This window comes from Mesorhizobium sp. C268A, assembly GCF_040324475.1.
GTDB lineage: Bacteria > Pseudomonadota > Alphaproteobacteria > Rhizobiales > Rhizobiaceae > Mesorhizobium.
In genome coordinates this window covers 2,909,476-2,931,051 of sequence record NZ_JAMYVX010000001.1, presented here as the reverse complement: position 1 = coordinate 2,931,051, position 21,576 = coordinate 2,909,476, and the positions used below count along the sequence as shown (strand labels likewise).

The window sequence follows — 21,576 nt, the reverse complement described above, 5'->3', positions numbered from 1 at the left end:
ATTAGCGCGCGGCGAGGCCGCGAAGTTGAAATTGCGGATCGCCCGACAAAGCTGCCTGATGCAGCAGGCAGGCAGCGCCCAATGCCGGACCGTCGGCGCGGACGCGCGCCAGTTCGATCCGGGGAACGGGATAGCCTTCGGCGAGGAAGTCCGACAGGAAAGCCTCGACCTGCTCAGCGACGAAAGGATAGACGGCATTGACCGAGCCCGAGAGGATGATGCGCTCCGGCTGCAAGGTGCAGGTGAGCGTCGCCAGGCCGCGGCCGAACCAGAGCGCCCAGTCGCGCGCGGTGGCGACGGCTGCCGGATCGCCGCCGGCAAGCGCCGCGACAAACTCATCCACGCCGGCGCGCAGTCCGCTTATGTGCAAATAGCGAGCCAGCAACGCATCTTTGCCGACATAGGATTCCAGCCGCCCCGGGCGCTTCGCGTCGAAGACAAAACCTTCGTCGCCGATGCGCAGATGACCGATTTCGCCGGCGCCGCCGAGTCGGCCGCGATGCAGCCTGCCGGCATTGATGATGCCGCCGCCGACGCCGTTTTCGATCAGGATGACCAGAGCATCCTCGTCGTCCTTTCCTGGCCGCGACCGGTATGTCTCGGCCACCGCCACGGCATTGGCATCGTTTTCCAAGAGGATCGGAAAATCGTCGCCAAAGGCATTGCCCAAAAGCTCCGCTAGATTGACCCCGTGCCAGCCAAGGATGGTGGCATGGTATGAGACGCCATCAGCTGCGGGGAAGCCGGGCACGGCGACATTGAGCCCGTAGGGGCGCGTGCCTTCAGGCAATTGCGACCGGATCTCGGCAACGAGCTCCTTGATGATGTCGACCGCGGCTTCGGGCGTGCTACCGGGGCCGGCAAATGCCCTAGAGGCGCTCGCACGCCGCGCGCCGGCAAGGTCGACAGTCACGACTGCGATCCAGTTGACGCCGATATAAGCGCCAAGGAAGAAGCCGCCATTGCCTTCGATCTCGACCAGGATACCGGGACGGCCGACCCGACCCTCGCTATCCTGCTCGTCATCCGTTCCATCCGACCGCTCGCGCGCCAGACCGGCTTCGGTCAGCCCCAGCACCAGGGCGCCGGTGGTCGACCGGGTCAGGCCGAGATCGCGTGCGAGCGCCGCTCGGCTCAACGCGCCGGCACGAAACAGCGCCGCAAGTGCCCTCGTTTCGTTCGGCCGAAGATCGGTCGACACCAGCACGTCGTTCTCCACAATTTGTTTGATTTGCATACTAATAGAATTTCTAGGCGGTTTGAAAGACCCAAGGTTGGGTGCATTGCAAAAAGATATTCAGCATCCCCAAGCCCATTGACCCAAGTTTCAAACGAGGATTTGTATCAGAAACTTACAAATTGGCATGGGAGGATGCGATGCCGGTTCTAGCGCGTCTCGAACGTATCGTGAAGGATTTCGGTGCCGTCCGCGCGCTGGACAATGTGTCGCTCGACATCAATGAGGGCGAGGTTCTCGGCCTGATGGGCGACAATGGTGCCGGCAAATCGACGCTGGTCAAAACCATCGCCGGAAATTTCCAGCCGACGTCCGGCGCCTCCCAAGCCTGTCCTCCGGCGCATCGGCCGGGGGACATCTCTTCGAAGGCAGGCTTGCAGTTGGGCCGGCCCGCTTCGCAATCAGAGACTGCCTGTGTCCCTCCAGCAGGCGATCAGATGACCGTCGCCGGCCTGCCTGACGGGTGGTTGCGCCTTTCGGCAATCGGGCAGCGCGACAGGACAGCGGGCGGCAAAGGAGCATCCGGAGGTTTCGGCATCGTGTGCCGCGACGTGGAGCTGAGCCGGAGCCCTCGGCGCCGTCTCATCCGAGGAGGCGGCCAGAAGCAGCTTCGTGTAGGGGTGGTGGGGGCCACGGAAAATCTGCTCGGATGACCCCGTCTCGACGAGCCGGCCGCGATAGAGCACGCCGATCCTGTCGGCCATATAGCGCACCACCCTTAGGTCGTGGCTGATGAACAGATAGGTGGTGTCCTTGTCGCGCTGCAGGTCGTTGAGCAAATTGAGCACGGTCGCCTGCACCGAAACGTCGAGCGCAGAGGTCGGCTCGTCCAACACCACGAGCTTCGGCACGCCGGCAAAGGCGCGCGCAATCGCCGCCCGTTGGCGCTGGCCACCAGACAGCGATCTCGGCTTCTGGTCGACGGTCGTAGCGGCAAGACGAACCGAGGCCAGGAGATCGCCGACACGCTGCTTCACCTCGCTGCGGCCAAAGCCGGCGAGCCGCCGCAGCGGACGGCCGAGGATCCTGCCGATCCGCTGGCGCGGATTGAGCGTGCGGTCGGGTGACTGGAACACCATCTGCACGTCGCGCCGTTCGCTCAGGCTTCTTTTCTCGACGCGCGGCGCGACAGTGCTGCCGAACAGCTCGACCGACCCAGCGTCCGGCGTCTGGAGGCCAGTCACGATCCTTGCCAATGTCGACTTGCCGGAGCCGGATTCGCCGATCAGCCCGAACGTCTCGCCCTGGGCTATCTCCAGGTCGATATCGTGCAGGACGGCCTGGGAGCCGAAGGCGTGGCTGATGCCTTTGCAGGCGACGGCGATCGGACGTGCGGCTTCCGGTTGATCGCTGCGGACAGGCTTCGACGGGCTGGTTGTGTGCATCTCGGCCAGCCTGCCGTCGCGCTTGGTGAAGTTGAGCGCCGGGATCGAGGCGATCAGGGCCTTGGTGTAGGCGTGAACAGGGTTCTCGAAGACATCGTTGGCGATGCCGCTTTCGACCACCGTCCCCGACTGCATAACGGCCACCCGGTCGCAGGCGCGGCGGACCATGTTGATGTCGTGGCTGATCAGCAAGACGCTGGTTTTGTGGTCGCGCCGCAAATCCTGCAGGATGGCGATGATCTCGGACTGGACGCTGGCGTCGAGCGCCGTCGTCGGCTCGTCCAGCACCAGCAGCGACGGGTCGAGCGCGATGGCGATGGCGATGTTGGCGCGCTGCTGCATGCCGCCGGATAGTTCATGCGGGTAAAGATCGAGCACCCGCTCCGGATTGCTCACCCTGACGCGACCGAGCAGTTCGGCGGCGCGACCGCGGGCCTCGTCCGAGCGAACCGGGCGATGCCGCATGATCGTCTCGGTGATCTGCCGGCCAATCGTCATCGCCGGATTGAGTGCCGCGCCCGGATGCTGGTAGACGGCTGCGATGCGGTCTCCCCTCAGCCGGCGAAGCTGCTCGGGCGAGAGATCACGGATCTCGTGGCCCTGGAACTCAAGCGCCGACGCAGCGACCCGGGCGTTGCGCGGCAGATAGCGCAATATTGCGAGCGCCACCGAACTCTTCCCCGATCCGGACTCGCCGACAAGGCCGAGTGCTTCGCCTTCGCCGATAGTGAGCGACACACCGTTGACGGCCGGATGCGATGTCCGGCGCCCATCATAGGCGACGGTGAGCTGTTCGACCTTCAGAACCGATGACGACATGGGGCCCTTGAAACCACTTTCTCCCAGCGCCGCCATCGAGGGCAATCGCTTCCGCTTTCACAATGCACAATCTCGATAAAATTACTCGAATTAAGCTGGAGCGCAATCTACCTTTCGTCGCTCAGGAGAGATTGTCGCGGCCCGTCGAGGCATCGCGACGGTCGTCTGAAGCAGTTCTGGAAGGAGACCGGCATGGCACTGGACCACATGATCCTCAGCGCCTTTTTCTTCAATCCGCAGGGCGATCATCGCATGTCGTGGCGTCATCCGCGCGCGCCGGGCCGCGAAGTGCTGGACTTCGAATTCTACCGGGACCTGGTACAGGCGGCCGAGCGCGCCAGGATCGATACGATCTTCGTCGCCGACCATGTCGCGATCTGGGATTCGGTGCAAAGCGGCGTCGCCCACTACGCCAATGCCCGCCTGGAGCCGCTGACGCTGCTGGCGGCCCTTGCCGGCGTGACCAGGCATATCGGCCTCATCACCACCGCCTCGAGCTCCTACAGCGAGCCCTACAATGTCGCCCGCATGTTTGCCTCGCTCGACCATATCAGCAAGGGCAGGGCGTCTTGGAATGTGGTGACGTCGGCCATGGACGAGGAGGCCCGCAATTTCGGCCGCGACGGCAATATCGAGCACGCCTTTCGCTATGAGCGCGCCACCGAATTCCTCGATATCGTCAAGGCACTGTGGGACAGCTGGGAAGACGAAGCCCTGCTTATCGACAAGGCATCGGGCTATTTCGCCGATCCCGACAAGGTCCATGCGATCAACCACAAGGGCCCGCATTTCAAGGTGCGCGGACCGCTCAATGTCTCGCGCCCGCCGCAGGGCCATCCGCTGATCGTCCAGGCCGGCTCGTCCGAAGACGGCAAGAATTTCGCTACCGCGCACGCCGATGCGCACTTTGCCATCTACAGCACCAAGGAAGACGGCATCAAATATAGGCAGGACATCAACGAGCGCCTCGCCCGTTATGGCCGCAAGCCCGAGAGCTTCAAGATCCTGCCGGGCATCCTGCCGATCGTCGCAGCTTCCGAAGCAGAGGGACGCGAGCGGCAAGAGCATCTGCAGAGCTTGCTTCCCGATCGCGTTGGCATCGACCTTCTCTCGAGCTGGAGCGGTGTCGATCTCTCAGTCTTCCCGCCGGACGGCCCGCTGCCGCCGCTGCCGGACGAAAGCACATTCAATGGTGGCCGCACTTCGTTGAACCGCGTCAAGGAATGGTCGAAGCAGAACCTCACTCTGCGCGAGATCGCCCGCAAGCTCGCTAACAGCGGTTCGGTGCCGACCGTTGTCGGCACGCCCACACAGATCGCCGACCAGTTGCAGGACTGGTTCGAGGCCGGCGCCGCCGACGGCTTCAACCTGATGTTCCCGCTTCTGCCCGAGGACTGGGTGAATTTTGCCGAGCAGGTCGTGCCGGAACTGCAGCGCCGCGGCGTATTCCCCACCGAATATGCACCGGGGACGCTGCGGGACCGTTTCGGCCTGGCGCGGCCGGCCAACCGCTTCACCGAACAGCGCGACAATGTGCGCGCCGTATCCTGACTTGGAGCAATTGGTATGACCGCAGCGCCAAAACTCCAGCCCCGCGAAGCCACGGCTCCGCAGCTCATCAATGTTCTGCACAGCCCCAAGCGCATTCGGGTCAAATTCGCCGGCCGCACCATCGCCGACAGCCGCAACGTCCTGGTGCTGCGCTCCAACCATTTCCTGCCGATCTATTTCTTCCCGGCATCCTCGGTGGACCGCTCGCTCTTGAAGCCGTCCGAGCATAGCCAGCCCCATCCCGTCGGTGGCGAAACCACCTATTGGAACCTGGAGACGGGAGAAAAAGCTTCGCCCAACGCGGCCTGGTCGCTTGTCGCGCCGCCGGATGAAAGCCTGTCGCCGCTGGCCGGACGCATCGCCTTCACCTGGAAAGCGGTCGACCAATGGTTCGAGGAGGAGGAAGAAGTCTTCGTCCACGCCCGCGATCCATACGCACGCATCGATGTGCTGCAGAGTTCAAGTCACGTCCAGATCTGGTTCGACGGCGAAGTGATCGCCGACAGCCATCGCCCGGTGCTGCTGTTCGAAACGCATCTGCCGACGCGTTTCTATTTGCATCCGGACGATGTCAGGCTCGACCGTCTGGTCGCCTCGGACAGCACGACGCGCTGTCCCTACAAGGGCATTGCCTCTTACTGGTCGGGCCTGCGCGCCGACGGCTCGGTGAGCCCCGATGTCGCCTGGAGCTACCGCGATCCCATTGCCGAAATGCCCAAAATCAGGGGCCTCATCGCCTTTTACCCGCAAGCCGTCGACCGCATCCATCTCGACGGCGAACCAGTCGCTTAAGCCATTCAACAGTCATTTCAGACAGGGGTTTCAAATGACCAAACGCAACGATATCGATACGCTTCGCAATCTGTCCGGCGACATCTGGAACGTCGCCGTCGATGAGCACCAGGCCGGCTTCCTCAAGCGCCGCGATCTGCTGAAATACGCAGCCTTGATCGGCCTCACCGGCTTTGCCGCCTCGCAGGGACTTGTTGGTTTCGGCACGGCGCGCGCTGCCGGCGCCGGCGGCACGGTCCGCGTTGGGCTCGGACAGCCGACCAAGGCGATCGATCCCGTCTCCATCACCGATCCGGCCAGCATCGGCGTCATCAGCCAGGTCGGCGAATATCTCATCCTCGACGATCCCAAGGACGGTCTGCAGCCCAAGCTCGCTCTGTCGTGGGAGGCCGACGAGACCGCCAGCCGCTGGACCTTCAAATTGCGGCCGGGCGTGAAATTCCACGACGGCCGCACCGTCACCGCCAAGGATGTGGTGGCGAGCTTCGAGCGGCTGGTCGATCCGGCCAGCGGTTCGTCCGCTTTGTCGGCCTATAAGGGCATCCTGTCCAAGGGCGGCGCCAAGGTCGTCGACGACCAGACAGTCGCCTTCGACCTCGACGGGCCCAACAGCAACTTCCCCTTCTATGTCTCCTCCGACGTCTACAATGCCGTCATCCTGCCGGCCGACTATGCCGGCGATTTCGAGAAGAATTTCAACGGCACCGGCCCGTTCAAGCTCGAATCCTTCCGCCCCAAGCAGGGCGCCAGCTTCGTGCGCAACCCTGACTATTGGGGCGACAAGGCGCTGCCCGACCGCGTCGAAATCAAGTTCTTCGACGACGAGCAGGCGCAGGTGCTGGCGCTGCAGGCCGGCCAGCTCGACGTCATCCCGAGCACGACCCGGCTGGAATTGGCGATCGAGGGCAATCCCAACTTCAAGCTGCTCAGCGTGCAGGCAAGCTCGCATGACGAGGTGCATCTGCGGACCGACCAGGCGCCGTTCACCGACAAGCGCATCCGCCGCGCACTGGCGCTCACCATCGATCGCGAGGCGGTGGTCAAGGGCTTGCTCAAGGGCCGCGCCATTGTCGGCAACGACACGCCGTTTGCGCCGATCTTCCCCTCGGCCGATCCGTCGGTGCCGCAGCGCAAGCAGGACATCGCCGAGGCCAAGCGCCTGCTTGGCGAGGCCGGCGTGCCGAACGGCTTCCCGGTGACGCTGACCACCGAACGCGCCTATGACATTCCCGACTATGCGGTGCTGATCCAGAACTTCGCCAAGAAGGCCGGCATCGACATCAAGCTCAACGTGCTGCCGCAGGACGCCTATTATGGCTCGGCGAAGTTCGGCTCGTCGCCATGGCTCGATTCCAATCTCGGCATTACCGATTTTGGCCATCGCGGCACGCCCGACATCTTCCTCAACGCGACGCTGAAGAGTTCGGGCGCCTGGAACGCCGCGCATTTCAACAACCCGGCCTATGACGGGCTGCTGCTCGAATACGGCAAGGCCCGCGACCTTCAGGCGCAACGCCTTGCCGCGGGCAAGATCCAGACCTTGCTGCTGGACGAGACGCCGCTGATCATCAGCTACTTCTCGCAATACAGCCGCATCGTCTCGTCGAAGGTCGAGGGCGTCCGCTTCACGGCAATCTCGCATCTGCTGCTCGATCGCGTGACGTTCGCCCAGGCATGATTGCGAGACGTCCAGCCACTCCGGGCACCGGAATCCGATGCTGACCGGCCGCACTGTGTCGGTGCGGGCAGCCTCGCTTCTGCTCACGCTGTGGCTGGTCAGCATGCTGGTGTTCTTCGCCGGGCAGGTTCTGCCCGGCGATGTCGCCCGCCTCATGCTCGGGCCGTTCGCCGATGCCGAGGCCGTCGCGGCGCTGAACAGGCAGCTCGGCGCCGACCAGCCGGTGCTCGTGCAATACTGGCACTGGTTCAGCAGCGTGCTGTCAGGCGACTTCGGCACCTCCCTGTCGTTGCGTTTGCCGGTGGCGCCCTTCGTTCTGGAAAGCCTCAAGCGCTCGGCGGCCCTTGCCGGAATTATCCTCGTCTTTCTGTTGCCGCTGGGCATCGGCGCCGGCATCGTCGCCGGTCTCAACCAGGGCCGCTTTATCGACCGCCTGATCGTACTCGCCGGCGTGTCCTTCGGCATTGTCCCGGACTTCGTCTCCGGCCTGCTGTTGCTCATCGTCTTCGGCCTGTGGCTGAACTGGTTCCCGATCACCGGCGCTGCTCCCGATGGCGCCGGGCTCTGGGTCAGTGGCTATTACCTGATCCTGCCGGCGCTGCCGCTGGTGCTGAACCTTGCCGGCTACATCGCCCGCATGACGCGGGCCGGCGTGATCGAGGCGCTGGCCGCCGACTATACACGCACCGCCGTCCTGAAGGGCCTCGAGCGTCGCGAGATACTCATCCGGCACGTGCTGCGTAATGCGCTGACGCCGACCATCGCCGTGCTGGCGACGCAGACCGGTTACATGCTGGGTGGTCTGGTGGTCATCGAAGCCCTGTTCGGCATACAGGGCCTCGGCAACCTTGTCCTCAACGCCGCCAAGGCGCGCGATTTCCCGATGCTCGAAGCCGGCGTGCTGGTCATGGCGACCATCTTCGTGCTGTCGGCCGCGGCAGGCGATCTCGTGAATGCCTTGCTCGATCCGCGGCAGCGCCGCCGTGTGTCGCCATGATGGAACTGATGGAATTGCCGGAGCGCCGTACGCTGGGCTGGCGGGCAGCAAGTCGCATCCGCGAGACCGTTTCGCAGCTGCCGCCCTCTGTCATCATCGGCTCGCTGATCCTGCTGTTCTGGGTCGGCTGCGCCGTGTTCGGCAGCCTGTTTGTGCCCTACGATCCCTATGCCGAGGATTTCCTCGCCATGCTGGCGCCGCCTGATGCCGCGCACTGGTTCGGCACCGACCAACTTGGCCGCGACGTGCTGTCGCGCATCGTCGTCGGCTCGCGTGACATCCTGCTGGTCGCGCCGGCAGCAACACTGCTCGGCGTTGCCGCCGGCAGCGTGCTTGGCCTCGTGCTCGGCTATTTCGACGGGCTGATCGACGCCATCGGCGCCAGGCTGCTCGACACGCTGATGGCCTTTCCCTTCATCGTTCTCGTCACCATGACGCTGGTCGCGCTTGGGCCATCGAACCTCACCGTCATCCTTGTGATCGGCATCGCCTATGCCCCGCTGGTGGCACGGACGGTGCGTGCCGCCGTGCGCGAGCAGCGCGAACGCGACTATGTCAGCGCCGCTCGTCTCGGCGGCGAGAGCGCTCTTTCCATCATGTTCCTCGAGATCCTGCCTAATGTCAGGGAAACCATCCTCATCGAGCTGGTCACAAGGCTTGGCTACGCCTTCTTTTCGATCGCCACGCTGAGCTTCCTCGGCCTCGGCATCCAGCCTCCCTCAGCCGATTGGGGACTGGCGGTCGCCGACGGCTACGGCTTCCTGACCGGCGGCAAATGGTGGGTGGTGATCTTCAACTCCGCAGCCATCGTTTCGCTTGTCATGGCAACCAATCTGATCGCGCAAGGCATGGGGGCCTTCGAAAACAGCGACCGGTGAAGAGCGGAACGCTCAGCAAAGCTGACGCGCAATCGCGGACCGTGCGCTAAAATCGTTCCTCGTGATTCGGCTCTGACAGGGCCTCAAAGCAAGGAACGGCATGAGCAAGGCCCTCATTACATTCGCATTGGTCGCGGTGCTCACCGCATTGCTCATGGCGCTCAGCCTGGCGGTGGCCAGGCACGGCTATCCCTATGGCGCGATCGGCGTGAGGCGGCTGGACGGCATTGCCGATGCCGGCTCGTTCCTGCCGCTCGCCGCCGTCTATTTTTTCGGCGCCATGCTGATGATGATCCTGCCGATCCGCGCCGCCGGCATCGTCTTGACCCATGCTGCGGATGCGCTGTTCTGGGCGGTGATTGCCCTGTTCGCCACAATTGTCGGCTGTCTCGTCGCCCGCTGGGCTTTCGGCCAGAGCAGCGTGCTGTGGGCGCTCCTGAACTGGCGTTTCCTGTTCGCCGCGGCCATCGTTGGCAGCCATTTCACCATGAACGAGCTGCGCCGCAACATCCTGCTCAGGAGCTTGTTCTTCGTCATCTTCGCCGCGGCGACGCTGGCTTGCCTGTTCTGGACTTTTCCGACCTGACAGGGCCGCTTCATATTGTCCATCTTGAGGTCGCGGCTTTCATAGCCGCGCGCCATCGGCTATCCAGTCCGCAGCTAGATTTCAGCCCTCACAGTGTCGTCATTTGTCTGATAAATGATTCAGGCATACGGCACCCCCAGCGAACCAATACAAGGAAACCGCGACATGAGCCTGTTTCGTAAAAATCTGATCGATGGCGAGTGGGTAGGCGAGGCCGGCTCGCGCAACATCAATCCCTCGAACACTGGCGATGTCGTTGGCGAATATGCCTCGGCCGGCGCCGAACAGGCAAAGCAGGCCATAGCGGCGGCCAAAGCCGCCTTCCCGGCCTGGTCGCGCTCCGCGCCGCTGGTGCGCCACGCCGTGCTGAAAAAGGCCTCGGACGAGATCATGGCGCGCAAGGACGAGATCGGCCGCGCGCTGTCGCGCGAGGAGGGCAAGACGCTGGCCGAGGGCATTGGCGAGACCATCCGCGCCGCCCAGATCTTCGACTTCTTCGCCGGCGAGACGCTGCGCCTGTCGGGTGAATTGGTGCCCAGCGTTCGCCCGGGCGTCGGCGTCGAGATCACCCGCGAAGCCGTCGGCGTCGTCGGCATTATCACGCCGTGGAATTTCCCCATCGCCATTCCCACCTGGAAAATCGCGCCGGCACTCACGCATGGCAACACCATCGTCTTCAAGCCGGCCGAACTCGTCCCCGAAAGCGCCTGGACCATTGTCGACATCCTGCACCGCGCCGGCCTGCCGAAAGGCGTGCTCAACCTGGTCATGGGCAAGGGCTCGGTGGTCGGCCAGGCCATGCTCGACAGCCCCGACCTCAACGCCATCACCTTCACCGGCTCGGTCGGCACTGGCAAACGCGTCGCCGCGGCAAGCGTCGAGCACATGCGCAAGTTCCAGCTCGAAATGGGCGGCAAGAACCCGATGGTTGTGCTCGACGACGCCGACCTCGCCACGGCTGTCGAGTGCGCCATCAACGGCGCCTATTTCTCGACCGGCCAGCGCTGCACGGCATCGTCGCGCCTGGTGGTGACCGAAGGCATTCACGACCGCTTCGTTGCCGCGCTCAAGGAGCGCCTGGAAAAGCTCGTCATCGGCGATGCGCTCGATGCCAAGACCCAGATCGGGCCCGTCGTCGATGCGAGCCAGCTCAAGCAGGACGAGGATTACATCGCCATCGGCAGCCAGGAAGGCGCCAACCTCGCTTTCGGCGGCGAGCGGCTCGATCGCGAAACGCCCGGCTTCTACCTCCGGCCGGCGCTGTTTACCGAGAGCACCAACGCCATGCGCATTTCGCGCGAGGAAATCTTCGGGCCGGTCGCCAACGTCATTCGCGTCAAGGACTATGACGAGGCGCTTGCGGTTGCCAACGACACGCCCTTCGGCCTGACCTCCGGCATCTGCACCTCTAGCCTCAAGCATGCCACGCATTTCCGGCGCAATTCCGAGGCCGGCATGGTGATGGTCAATCTGCCGACCGCCGGCGTCGATTTCCACGTCCCGTTCGGTGGCCGAAAGGGATCGAGCTACGGCCCGCGCGAGCAGGGCCGCTATGCCGCGGAGTTCTACACCACGGTAAAGACGGCCTATACATTTGCCGGCTGATCGCGGGGGAACCGATGACGGCGGCGAAAGAGGACCTGACCTGGCTCAACCCGCCGCCGCATCATGTTGTCGGCGACGACACGGTGCATGTGCGCACCGGCAAGGAAACCGACTTCTGGCGCGAAACCTTTTACGGTTTCTGGCGTGACAATGGCCATTTCCTGTATCGGCCGGTCGAGGGCGACTTCAGCGCCGAAGTCGCCGTCAAGGGCGACTACAAGGTGCTTTACGACCAGGCCGGGCTGATGCTGCGGTTGAGCGAAACGCACTGGATCAAGGCCGGCATCGAATACACGGACGGGTTGGCCTATTTCTCCGTCGTCGTCACCAATGACACCTCGGACTGGTCGCTGCTTAGCATCCCCAACGATCCCGACGGCGTGCGCATCCGGCTGACCCGTCACGCCGAGGCGATCCGCATCCAATATCTTGATACCACCGATGGCAAGTGGAAGCCGGTGCGGCTGGCTTATTTCCCGGTCTCCAAATCCGTCGATGTCGGCATGATGTGCTGCTCGCCGCAGCGCGAAGGGTTTGAGGTAACATTCTCCGGCTTTACTGTCGGCCCGCCGATTTCCAGGCAATTGCACGACTGACGGCCATATCGATGGCGGACTAACCGTCTGCCCGATGCTGGAAGAACTGCAAAAACAGCTCCCGTTCGGTGGTTATGTCGAGCTTCTCGTAGATGCGGCGGCGGTGGTTCTTCACCGTGCCGACGGCGATGCCGAGCCGTTCCGCGATGTTGGCGGTCGGATGTCCCGCCAGAATCAACTGCACCAATTCCCGCTCGCGCAGCGACAGCTCCGGCCACAGGCTCGCCGGGATGGTCGGCTCCTGCCGGGGCGAGGCGCCGGGGCCGGTCGGCGCCGATGTCCGGGAGAATTCCGTCCCCCGCGCCTCAATGTCGAGTGCATGCAACGCCTCGAACACCGGCAGCCGCTCGTCCAGCAGGGCGATCTCGCTCTCCTTGAAGGTGGAGGTCGAGCGGTCGAGGAAGATGCCGAGGCACCAGTCGCCGCCATCGGCCAGCATGATGCCGACCTCGTCGCAGATTTCCGACTGCGCCAGGAAGCCCGCTATGTACTGGCCGCGCTTGGCCTCGTCATCGGCAAGCCGCTTCAGCGGCAGGATGCCCAGCCTCTGCTCACGCCGCCACGAGGCATAGAACGGGTCGAAGACGTAGTAATTGTCGAGATAGCGCCGGACCATCTCGTCGGAGAAGCGCCGGTGCTTGATGAATTCCGGCGTCTGCGTCGCCGAATATCGGGTCACGGTGACGAGATCGTGCTCGATATCGGCGCCGATCAGGTCAATCAGGCAGTCGACATGCCTGTCCGTACCGGTGGCGGCAATCGCCCTGGCGAGCGGCCCCCAGATATTGCCCATGCGCATGCCCTTTTCTCGGCGATCCCGGTCCGGCGGTCATTGTGTCTTTTGGCATATGGCGCAAGGCCGCCCAAGGAATCTAGCTTGAGCCATCCTAGAGCAATCCTGAGGCGACCGTGACCCAACCCAACCTCACCAGCCCCATCGTCGGCAATCCAATCGTCATCGGCATCGACGCCGGCGGCACCATGACCGACACGATCCTTGTCGACCAGGACGGCCACTTCAAGATCGGCAAGTCGGCAACCACGCCCAAGAACGAAGCCGAAGGCTTCCTCGCATCGGCCGAAGACGCGGCCGACGCCTGGGGTATCTCGCTGGAGCAGCTGTTCTCCGGCGTCAACGTCGTGCTCTATTCCGGCACCGGCATGCTCAACACACTGTTGTCGCGCACCGGGCGCCGGCTTGGCCTGATCACCACCAAGGGTCTGGAAGACATGATCCTGATGGGTCGCGGCCTGCAGGCCTGGGCCGACTATTCCTATGCCGACCGGCTGCATGCGGTGACCCACCATCATCCCGATCCGCTGGTGCCGCGCCGTCGCACCCATGGCGTCACCGAGCGCATCGACCAGTTCGGCGACATCGTGCTGCCGCTCTACGAGCATGAGGTCGCGACTGCAGCCAGGAAGCTGATCGCCGACAAGGTCGAGGCGATCTGCATCATGACCATCTTCTCGCACGTCAATCCGGTGCACGAAAAGCGCATCGCCGAGATATGCCGCGAGGAGGTGCTGAAAGCCGGCGCCGACATCCTCATCTACACCAGCCACGAGGTCCGCCCGGTCATCCGCGAACAGTCGCGGCTGAACTCGGTGCTGATCGAAGCCTACGCGACGTCGCGCGGCCGCAAGCAGCTTAGGGGTATCGAGGACGTTTCGAAAAAATACGGCTTCAAATACGGCGTGCAGACGCTGCTGTCCTTTGGCGGCCTGACCTCAATCAACCATCCGCGCCTGCACGAAACCATGATTTCCGGCCCGATCGGCGGTATTCTCGGCGCGGCCTATGTCGGCAAGCTCATCGGCAACGACTCCCTGATCTGCTCGGACATGGGCGGCACCTCCTTCGACATGGGCGTCATTTCGCGCGGCCAGACGCGGATCGAGAACGAGCCGCTGATGGACCGTTTCAAGCTCAACGTGCCGACGCTGCATCTCGACACGATCGGCGCCGGCGCCGGCATGATCCTCAAGGTCGACCCGCTGACCAAGAAAGTCTCGCTCGGGCCGGAAAGCGCCGGTTCCGACCCCGGCCCCATCTGCTTCGCCAAGGGCGGCACTGAACCCACCATCGCCGATTGCGACGCCATACTAGGCCGCCTCAACCCGTATTATTTCCTCGGCGGCAAGGTCGTCTTGCAGGTCGAGAAGGCGCGCAAAGCGTTTGAGGAAAAATGCTCCAGCATCCTTGGCGTCGGTGTCGAGGAGGCTGCCGAAGGCGTGATCGACATGCTGGAAGCCGATGCCAACAACGCGCTGCGCCGGGTCATCTCCGGCCAGGGCATCCATCCCTCGGAATTCACGCTGCTGTCCTATGGCGGCTCGGGTCCGCTGCATCTGGCCGGCTGCTCCAGGGGCATCGGCTTCAAGGACATCATCACCTTCCAGTTTGCCGCCGCCTTCTCGGCCTTCGGCTGCACCACCGCCGATTTCATGCGTCGGCATTCGGTCTCGACGCAGCACGACATCGGCGCCCGCGCAAGCGATGACGAGCTGCTCGCTTTCGGCAAGAAGGTCACCGACGTCTGGAATGATCTCACCAAGGCGGCGGTCGACGAGATGATCAGCGACGGCCATATCAGAGACAAGATCAAGACCGTGCCGTTCCTGATGATGCGCTACACCGGCCAGCTCGAGGATGTCGAGGTCATGGCACCGCTTGCCGAGGTCAATTCGGCTGACGACATGCGTAGGGTCATCGACGAGTTCGAGGCGGTCTACGCCAAGGTCAACCATCGCGTTTCGCGCTATGGCGAAGCCGGCTTCACCATCACCGAGCTCGGATTGATCGCCACTGCCGACAAGGTCAAGCCGGTGCTCTTGAAGCGCCCGCTCGGCAAGTCGGCCCCGGCAGCAGCGCACAAGGGCGTGCGCGAGGCCTATATCGGGGGACGCTGGCACAAGGCCAATCTCTACGAGATGGACCTACTGCAGCCCGGCCATGAGGTGATCGGTCCGGCCATCATCGAACATCCCGCCACCACGCTCGTTGTTCATCCGCAGGACCGTGTCCACGTCGATGAGTGGACGCTGCTGCATTACACCCATTCTTGAAAGGGCACCGCCATGTTGGACAGACCTGCCTCGGCCCTGCGCCTTCGCGAACGGCTGCTCGATTCAGAACGGCTGATGGAAGAGACCGGCTGCTATGACGGCATCACCGAGCTCACGCTACGCAACCAGGACCCGCTGAAATTCGAGACGCTGCACACCAAGCTGCGCGCCTATTGCGTCTCGGCCCGCGAAATGGCCCGCCGCATCTCGGCCTCGCCCGGCGTGCGCGAAGTCGGCGAAATGGTGGTGGCGATCTATACGCCCGAGGGCGATGCGATCGCGCTGTCCAACGGCATCATGGTTCACGTCCACACGATGAGCCGCTTCATCAAATGGATGATCAAGAACAATTACGAGGAAAACCCGAAGATCCGCGAAGGCGACATCTTTGCCAACAACGATGCCTTCATCGGCACCGTGCAGGTGCCCGACGTCATGGACGTGGTGCCGATCTTCCATGAAGGCACGCTGGTCGGCTGGGCCGGTGCGGTCTGCCACGAGCTCGAAGCCGGCGGCATCACGCCCGGCGGCGACGTCTGCCTGGCGCAGGAGCGCTTCACCGAAGGCCTGTTCGTCTGCGCCGAGAAGATCGGCGAGAATGACGAGATCCGCCGCGACTACGTCATCCGCTGCGAGCGCAATCTACGCATGCCGATCTACTGGGTGCTCGACGAGAAGGCCAAGGTCGCCTCCTGCATCGACATGCGCGAAAGCGTCAAGCAGCTGATCTCCGAGATCGGCCTCGACTACTGGATGAAGGTGTCGAAGGAGTTCATCGAGGAGGGCCGTCGCGCCCAGCTCGCCCGCACCCGCCAGCTCACCGTGCCCGGCATTTATCGTGGCCACACCTTCTATGGCCATGTCACGGCGGGCAAGCCCGGCTTCCAGCTGCTTGGCGATCCCGACTGGCTCTACAACATCCCGATCGAGATGGAGATCACCACCGACGGCAAGATCACCATGGACTTCGAGGGCACGCAGCCCTGGGGCTACCATTCGATGAACTGCACGCCGGCCGGCATGGATGGAGGCATGTTCGTCACCTTGACCCAGCACATGAATTTCGAGGGCCTGGTCAATGACGGCGCCTGGATGGCGACCGAGCTGAAGCTGCCGCACGGCACCTGGACCAACCCCGACAATGAGATGGTGGCGACCGCCACATCCTGGGCGCTGCTGCTGCCGGCCTATGGCGTGTTCCAGCGCCTTTTGTCGCGCGGCTTCGTCGCGCGCGGCTTCGTCGAGGAAGCCTTCGTCGGCCAGGTCAACAGCCCGATGATCGAGATGGGCGGCGAAAGCCAGTACGGCACGCCGTTCGGCATGGCGCATTTCGAATGCGCCGCCGCCGGCTCCGGCGCGCTGGCCATCGCCGATGGCCTCGACACCGCCTATGTCGGCTGGAATCCGGAATCCGACATGGGCAACATTGAGGTCTGGGAACAGTCGATGCCGATGGTCTATATCGGCCGCTCGATCATGCCCAATTCGGGCGGCGCCGGCAAATATCGCGGCGGCTGTTCCTTCGTCTCGACCTGGCTGATCAACAAGACCTCGCACCTGCGACTGCACACTTCGGAACACTCCTCGCGGGTATTCGACAATGGCGGCATGTGCGGCGGTTATCCCGCGCCGACCTGCCAGAAGCATCGCGCGGTGCGCAACTCCAACATCCACGAACTGGCGGCAAAAGGCGAACCGCTCGCGCATGCCCCAGGTATCGATCCGCATGTCTCCGACTACGAGAAGAACATCGGCGGCGACCATGCCGTGGTCGAAGGCCCCTACATCACCTCGCCGCACAAGTCGGGGGACATCTTCAGCCATTCCTACAATGGTGGCGGCGGTTACGGCGACGTGCTGGAGCGCGATCCGGTCAAGACCGCCTGGGATGTCGAGAACGGTTTTCTCACCCGCCAGGCGGCGATCCAGATTTTCGGCATCGTGCTGAAGGACGACGCCGAGGGTTATCCGGTTGCCGATATCGACGCCACCGTCGAACGTCGTGCCGCCATGCGCAGAGAGCGTCTGGCCAAGGCGATCCCGGTTTCGGACTGGATCGCTGCCGAACGCGGCCGTGTCGAGAAGGCCGACTTCGCGCCCGAGGTGAAGAAAATGTATGCCAGCGCGATCAAGCTATCGTCGCGCTTCACCAGGGATTTCAGTGATTTCTGGACCGTCGACGCCAGATCGATCTTCATGCCGGGAGCAAAGCCATGACCTCATACAGCAAGGAAGTCCTCGGCGATCTCTCAGCCGGCAAGCTGCCCTGGCCGCAGACAAAGCGCATCATGAGCGCCTACAAGGACGACGACCGCTTCTTCAAGATGCTCGCCGTCTATCAGGACCGTGTCGCATGGAAGGACCCGATCCTGCTGCCGGTCTCGGATCACCTCTTCATCTGCCAAAGCGGCGATGAACGGATCACCCGCTGCGAATGCGGCCACTCCTTCGGCGACTACCGCAAGAACTGGAAGCTCAAGGCCGCGATCAACGTGCGAAACACCGAGGAAGCGCTGCGCGAGATCTATCCCAACAGCGATATTCCCGATCCGCAATGGATGGAAATTCGCGAATTCATCTGTCCACAATGCGGCACCATGCACGAAGTGGAAGCGGCGGCGCCGGGCTACCCGATCGTCCATGATTTCGAGCCAGATCTCGAAGGCTTCTACCGCGAGTGGCTGGGCAAACCGCTTTAGCGAAACTCGATGTTACGGCCGCGTTGCCGGCAAGGTAGCGCTCCTAGCCGGCGACGGACTATGAATAAACGCATCGTACGTCGCATCGGAGACTGCCCACCATGACAGACCTTTCCGGCCGCAGCGCCATCGTCACCGGCGGGTTTTCCGGCATGGGTTTCGCCATTGCGACGGCCCTGGCGCAAGCCGGCGCCAATGTCGCCGTCGGCTCCTACATCGCGCCCGCCGGCGCCGACAGATCCGACGCCGCCTACTATCCCGGCGCCGATGAACTCGAGCGCGTGCGGTTGGCCCTGTCGGCACACGGCACCAGGGTTTGTGCCGCCCATCTCGATGTCCGCGACAGCGAGGTGACCAACCGGTTTGCAGCCGACGCGCAGGCCGCCATCGGCCCGGCCGACATACTGGTCAATGCCGCGGGCACCACCGCCGAACAGCCGGTCTGCGGCCATTCCGACGCGCTGTGGGACAAGATCGTCGACACCAATCTCAGCGGAGCGTTCCGCGTCACGCGAGCTGTGCTGCCCGGCATGATCGAGCGCGGCTGGGGCCGTATCGTCAACATCGGCTCGACGGCGGCTTCCGTCGGCTGGAAGGACAACCCGGCCTACTGCGCCTCGAAGGCCGGGCTGCTCGGCCTTACCCGCTGTGTAGCGCTGGAAGGCGCCGCGCACGGTGTCACTTGCGTCATGATCAGCCCGACCTGGGTCGAGACCGAACTGATGCGCCGCAACGTGGCGCAGGTCGTCGAGCGTGAGGGCAAGGGCAGAACCGCCGAGGAAGCGATGGGCGAGATCGCCAAGGGCAATCCCCAGCAGCGCATGCTGCAGCCGCAGGAAATCGCGGCTCTAGCCGTGTTCCTGTGCTCGGATCTGGCCAAGGGCATCACCATGGAAAACATCCAGGTCACCGGCGGAGCGCTGTGGTAGCGGCCACAGTTTGAATTTTCGAACGAGCGAGCCGCATTAACGCCATTTGTCGGTTGCATGGTCGTTTTGGCCCTGCCTGCGGCAACTTTACCCCTCGCGGCAAATTTACCATTGAGTGACAGGCGATAGAGGTTATATTGTGCACTGCACAATGGATGCCCGCTGATCGGGGTCCGGCAAGGGCAGGTTCCGGCGATCGCGCATGACGCAGAAAAGCCGACCATGGGCGCTTCAGCCCAGCCGAAAGGCGGCAGCATGAGAAATCCGGTACGGATATGAAGATCCCGAAATCCATTCTGATCGATCCGGACAACAACAAGGCCTATGCCGCCTTCGCCGTTGCGGTGTCGGTCTTTGCCTTCGCCTACTCCACCAATTTCGGCCAGATCCTGATCCTCGCCTACTATATGGTATGGCTGCCGCTGCTGTTCGTCGATTACCGGCGTTTCGCCCGCGATCTCTCCAGCGCCTGGCTGCCGCTGCTGTTTGCGGCCTATGTCTGCCTGTCGCTGTTCTGGTCGCAAGCGGCCGGCACCAGCGCGCGGGCGGGGCTGCAATATTTCTCCCACATGCTGTGCGCCTACATCGCGGCGCGCACCATCAGCACGCGCACGCTGGTGCTGGGCTCGCTGATCGGCATCTTCATCGTGCTGCTGTATTCGCTGAAGGTTGGCGCCTATGCGCTCGACACTATCGACGGCACCACCAATTTCGTCGGCGCCTTCGGCTCCAAGAACCAGATCGGCTTCTTCGCCTCGCTCGGCATCTTCTTCTGCTTCGCTTTTCTGGCCTTCTACCGGCGCAACTGGATGAGCTTCGTCTGGACCGCGCCGATCATCCTGCTGTCGGTCTATATGCTGGCGATCGCCCACTCGGCGACGTCGGTCGCTTCGCTTCCGGCGGTGATCGGTGTCGTTGCCTTGCTTGCCATGAGCAAGGTTCTGTCACGCCGCTACCGCCGCGTGCTGTTCGTCGTCGGCGCTACCGCGCTGGTCGGCGGTGTGATGGCTGCGCTGAACCTTGGCCTGCTCGATGTCGTGCTCGGCATCTTCGGCAAGGATTCGACGCTGACCGGCCGCACCTATCTCTGGGAACAGGGCTGGGCCGCCGCGCAGCAGCGTCCGGTGCTCGGTTATGGCTATGCCGCCTACTGGATCCAGGGTTTTGCCGATCCGGAACGGCTCTGGGCCGAGTTCTACATCTCCACCCGCACCGGCTTCCATTTCCACAACACCTATATCGAGACGCTGGTCGAGCTCGGCTTCATCGGCGTGACGATGCTGGCGCTGATCATCCTGCGCTCCTTCTGGGGCCATGTTTCGAAGGTGGTGTTCGGTGACTGGAGCGCCGATTCAGTGGTGCTCGCCGGCGCGGTCGGCATGATGCTGATCCGCTCCTTCTTCGAGGTCGAGATCCTCGGCCCCTATTTCATGGCCTCGTTCATCGTCTATTACGGCCTGTTCAAGCTGCGCCCGGTGCCGCTCGCCAGGGCAAGGCGGGCCTATGTTCCGGTGCCGGACGAGAACACCGCCAACGGCCGCATGCCGGCGCGCGTCTGACTTGCTTATCTCACGCGACGGCGCGCTTGCGCAGCATCAGCCGCTGCAGGAAGCGGCGCAACGGCTCGTCATAGACGCGCGTGGCGATGTCGGCGATGACGATGACCGAAACCGCCATGACGATGCCGAACCAGGGATGATGCGCGAACGGGTCGATCGCTGCGGCCTTGCCCGCCCCGGCGATGATCATCAGCAGCGGCGTGTGGATGATGTAGATCGGGTAGGAAATCCGCCCCAGCCAGCCATAGAGGCCTGACAGGCGCGGCGCCGTCGGCGCAATAGTGCCGACCACCACCAGCGCCGGGAAAACAAAGACGACGCAGGCGAGATCGTAGGCGACGCGCGCGCCGCCGGCCGGCGCGATGGCAAAGACGATGAGCGTCAGCGCGATCGCACCCTCGACCCACCAGCCGCGCCGCAGGAAGCCGAGCCCGCTTTGATAGCGTGTCATGGACCGGCAAAGCAGCACGCCCAGGAAGAACGAGAAACAGACGCGCGGCAGGCCGCTGATGATGGTCGAGCCGGTCATGCCGAAGTCGAGCGTGCCGGCAATGATAGAGACGACCACCAGCAACACCAGGCTGACGGCGATGAGCGTGCTCAGCACGCGTTTCGTCAGCAGGAAGAAGACGGCGACATAGGCTATGTTGACGATCAGCTCGAAGAACAGCGACCACGACGCGGGGTTGAGCGGAAAGATCGTGTGATAGGCATCGCTGACCAGCGGGATGAAGAACATGCCCGTTGTCAGCATGGTGCCGATCTCGGAGATCGGCATGTATTCCGCCGGAATCAGCCGGTTCTTGATGATGAGATAGAAGAAACCGAGCAGTGTGCCGGCGAGGTAGAGCGGGTAGAGGCGTATCAGGCGGATCGCCACGAACGTGCCGAAGCCCATGCCGTTTTCGATCTTGCGGTCATAGGCATGCGCGATAACGAAGCCGCTGAGCAGGAAGAACAGGTCGACCGCCAGATAGCTCGACGGCAGCACCTTGCCGGCGGCCAGGAACGGCGAGAAGTGGTAGAGCATGACGCTGATCGCCGCGACGCCGCGGATGGCATCGAGATTGAGATAGACGTGGCGCGGGGCAGCGGGCTGCATTTTTGCCTCAAGCGGTCGAAAAACGGAAGTTCCCGCCCGCACCCTGGCGCGAACGAGCCGAACTTGTTCATCCCGCCCCTCCGTCGTTCCGGTC

General features: G+C 63.4%; 17 protein-coding genes and 1 pseudogene. 14 read left to right on the top strand and 4 right to left on the bottom strand.

The genetic code is table 11. The annotated features are described in order from the left end of the window. Position 1: 1 nt before the first annotated feature. Positions 2–1,237 (bottom strand): ROK family transcriptional regulator, encoded by a 1,236-nt coding sequence (locus NKL06_RS14110; RefSeq protein WP_050587149.1) that lies wholly within the window; start codon positions 1,235–1,237, stop codon positions 2–4. Between the two features lie 140 nt (positions 1,238–1,377). Between NKL06_RS14110 and NKL06_RS14105 the strand changes: the two are divergent. Further along, positions 1,378–1,557, top strand: a pseudogene (locus NKL06_RS14105) (ATP-binding cassette domain-containing protein); the annotation flags it as partial. 81 nt (positions 1,558–1,638) lie between these two features. Here the strand turns inward: NKL06_RS14105 and NKL06_RS14100 are convergent. Further along, complete coding sequence (locus NKL06_RS14100) at positions 1,639–3,441, bottom strand: dipeptide ABC transporter ATP-binding protein (protein WP_023694223.1); 1,803 nt, start codon at positions 3,439–3,441, stop codon at positions 1,639–1,641. A 192-nt stretch (positions 3,442–3,633) separates the two neighbouring features. On the opposite strand from NKL06_RS14100, the gene NKL06_RS14095 reads away from it, so the two are divergent. From NKL06_RS14095 to NKL06_RS14060, 8 genes are all read left to right on the top strand, one after another. Next, positions 3,634–4,992, top strand: coding sequence for an LLM class flavin-dependent oxidoreductase (locus NKL06_RS14095; protein ID WP_023694222.1), 1,359 nt, complete (start codon positions 3,634–3,636; stop codon positions 4,990–4,992). 15 nt (positions 4,993–5,007) lie between these two features. After that, positions 5,008–5,784: a DUF427 domain-containing protein gene (locus NKL06_RS14090; RefSeq protein WP_023694221.1), complete on the top strand. Its 777-nt coding sequence runs from the start codon at positions 5,008–5,010 to the stop codon at positions 5,782–5,784. A gap of 34 nt (positions 5,785–5,818) precedes the next feature. Next, a complete protein-coding gene (locus tag NKL06_RS14085) occupies positions 5,819–7,462 on the top strand; it encodes an ABC transporter substrate-binding protein (protein WP_023689970.1) in 1,644 nt (547 codons plus the stop codon). Positions 7,463–7,499: 37 nt separating this feature from the next. Next, entirely contained in the window at positions 7,500–8,459 is a 960-nt protein-coding gene (locus NKL06_RS14080; protein ID WP_031208550.1) for an ABC transporter permease, read from the top strand. Further along, complete coding sequence (locus tag NKL06_RS14075; RefSeq protein ID WP_023694219.1) at positions 8,456–9,337, top strand: ABC transporter permease; 882 nt, start codon at positions 8,456–8,458, stop codon at positions 9,335–9,337. The genes NKL06_RS14080 and NKL06_RS14075 overlap by 4 nt, the downstream gene beginning before the upstream one ends. Before the next feature lie 100 nt (positions 9,338–9,437). Continuing rightward, positions 9,438–9,923 (top strand): hypothetical protein, encoded by a 486-nt coding sequence (locus NKL06_RS14070; protein ID WP_023694218.1) that lies wholly within the window; start codon positions 9,438–9,440, stop codon positions 9,921–9,923. A 165-nt stretch (positions 9,924–10,088) separates the two neighbouring features. Beyond that, complete coding sequence (locus tag NKL06_RS14065; protein WP_023694217.1) at positions 10,089–11,528, top strand: aldehyde dehydrogenase family protein; 1,440 nt, start codon at positions 10,089–10,091, stop codon at positions 11,526–11,528. Between the two features lie 14 nt (positions 11,529–11,542). After that, a complete protein-coding gene (locus tag NKL06_RS14060; RefSeq protein WP_023694216.1) occupies positions 11,543–12,124 on the top strand; it encodes a DUF1349 domain-containing protein in 582 nt (193 codons plus the stop codon). A 19-nt stretch (positions 12,125–12,143) separates the two neighbouring features. Here the strand turns inward: NKL06_RS14060 and NKL06_RS14055 are convergent, their stop codons facing one another. Then, positions 12,144–12,923: a helix-turn-helix transcriptional regulator gene (locus NKL06_RS14055; RefSeq protein WP_352580438.1), complete on the bottom strand. Its 780-nt coding sequence runs from the start codon at positions 12,921–12,923 to the stop codon at positions 12,144–12,146. Positions 12,924–13,033: 110 nt separating this feature from the next. Between NKL06_RS14055 and NKL06_RS14050 the strand changes: the two genes are divergently transcribed. From NKL06_RS14050 to NKL06_RS14030, 5 genes are all read left to right on the top strand, one after another. Next, a complete protein-coding gene (locus tag NKL06_RS14050; RefSeq protein WP_023694215.1) occupies positions 13,034–15,193 on the top strand; it encodes a hydantoinase/oxoprolinase family protein in 2,160 nt (719 codons plus the stop codon). Between the two features lie 12 nt (positions 15,194–15,205). Beyond that, complete coding sequence (locus tag NKL06_RS14045; protein WP_023694214.1) at positions 15,206–17,410, top strand: hydantoinase B/oxoprolinase family protein; 2,205 nt, start codon at positions 15,206–15,208, stop codon at positions 17,408–17,410. Further along, the gene (locus tag NKL06_RS14040; RefSeq protein ID WP_023668821.1) at positions 17,407–17,892 is read left to right on the top strand and encodes an acetone carboxylase subunit gamma; all 486 of its coding nucleotides are present in this window, start codon (positions 17,407–17,409) and stop codon (positions 17,890–17,892) included. The genes NKL06_RS14045 and NKL06_RS14040 overlap by 4 nt, the downstream gene beginning before the upstream one ends. A 101-nt stretch (positions 17,893–17,993) precedes the next feature. Then, a complete protein-coding gene (locus NKL06_RS14035; protein WP_023694213.1) occupies positions 17,994–18,821 on the top strand; it encodes an SDR family NAD(P)-dependent oxidoreductase in 828 nt (275 codons plus the stop codon). A gap of 275 nt (positions 18,822–19,096) precedes the next feature. Further along, positions 19,097–20,380, top strand: a complete 1,284-nt coding sequence (locus tag NKL06_RS14030; RefSeq protein ID WP_023694212.1) for an O-antigen ligase family protein — start codon at positions 19,097–19,099, stop codon at positions 20,378–20,380. Positions 20,381–20,390: 10 nt separating this feature from the next. Here NKL06_RS14030 and NKL06_RS14025 read toward each other — a convergent pair whose 3' ends face one another. Beyond that, positions 20,391–21,482: an acyltransferase family protein gene (locus tag NKL06_RS14025; protein WP_023694211.1), complete on the bottom strand. Its 1,092-nt coding sequence runs from the start codon at positions 21,480–21,482 to the stop codon at positions 20,391–20,393. Positions 21,483–21,576 lie beyond the last annotated feature (94 nt).

Bases quoted from the DNA above. Each gene is read 5' to 3' on its own strand.
- NKL06_RS14080 (WP_031208550.1), top strand. From the start codon at position 7,500: ATGCTGACCGGCCGCACTGTGTCGGTGCGGGCAGCCTCGCTTCTGCTC.
- NKL06_RS14025 (WP_023694211.1), bottom strand. From the start codon at position 21,482: ATGCAGCCCGCTGCCCCGCGCCACGTCTATCTCAATCTCGATGCCATC.
- NKL06_RS14070 (WP_023694218.1), top strand. From the start codon at position 9,438: ATGAGCAAGGCCCTCATTACATTCGCATTGGTCGCGGTGCTCACCGCA.
- NKL06_RS14075 (WP_023694219.1), top strand. From the start codon at position 8,456: ATGATGGAACTGATGGAATTGCCGGAGCGCCGTACGCTGGGCTGGCGG.
- NKL06_RS14065 (WP_023694217.1), top strand. From the start codon at position 10,089: ATGAGCCTGTTTCGTAAAAATCTGATCGATGGCGAGTGGGTAGGCGAG.
- NKL06_RS14035 (WP_023694213.1), top strand. From the start codon at position 17,994: ATGACAGACCTTTCCGGCCGCAGCGCCATCGTCACCGGCGGGTTTTCC.
- NKL06_RS14030 (WP_023694212.1), top strand. From the start codon at position 19,097: ATGAAGATCCCGAAATCCATTCTGATCGATCCGGACAACAACAAGGCC.
- NKL06_RS14045 (WP_023694214.1), top strand. From the start codon at position 15,206: ATGTTGGACAGACCTGCCTCGGCCCTGCGCCTTCGCGAACGGCTGCTC.
- NKL06_RS14100 (WP_023694223.1), bottom strand. From the start codon at position 3,441: ATGTCGTCATCGGTTCTGAAGGTCGAACAGCTCACCGTCGCCTATGAT.
- NKL06_RS14090 (WP_023694221.1), top strand. From the start codon at position 5,008: ATGACCGCAGCGCCAAAACTCCAGCCCCGCGAAGCCACGGCTCCGCAG.
- NKL06_RS14055 (WP_352580438.1), bottom strand. From the start codon at position 12,923: ATGCGCATGGGCAATATCTGGGGGCCGCTCGCCAGGGCGATTGCCGCC.
- NKL06_RS14085 (WP_023689970.1), top strand. From the start codon at position 5,819: ATGACCAAACGCAACGATATCGATACGCTTCGCAATCTGTCCGGCGAC.
- NKL06_RS14095 (WP_023694222.1), top strand. From the start codon at position 3,634: ATGGCACTGGACCACATGATCCTCAGCGCCTTTTTCTTCAATCCGCAG.
- NKL06_RS14040 (WP_023668821.1), top strand. From the start codon at position 17,407: ATGACCTCATACAGCAAGGAAGTCCTCGGCGATCTCTCAGCCGGCAAG.
- NKL06_RS14060 (WP_023694216.1), top strand. From the start codon at position 11,543: ATGACGGCGGCGAAAGAGGACCTGACCTGGCTCAACCCGCCGCCGCAT.
- NKL06_RS14110 (WP_050587149.1), bottom strand. From the start codon at position 1,237: ATGCAAATCAAACAAATTGTGGAGAACGACGTGCTGGTGTCGACCGAT.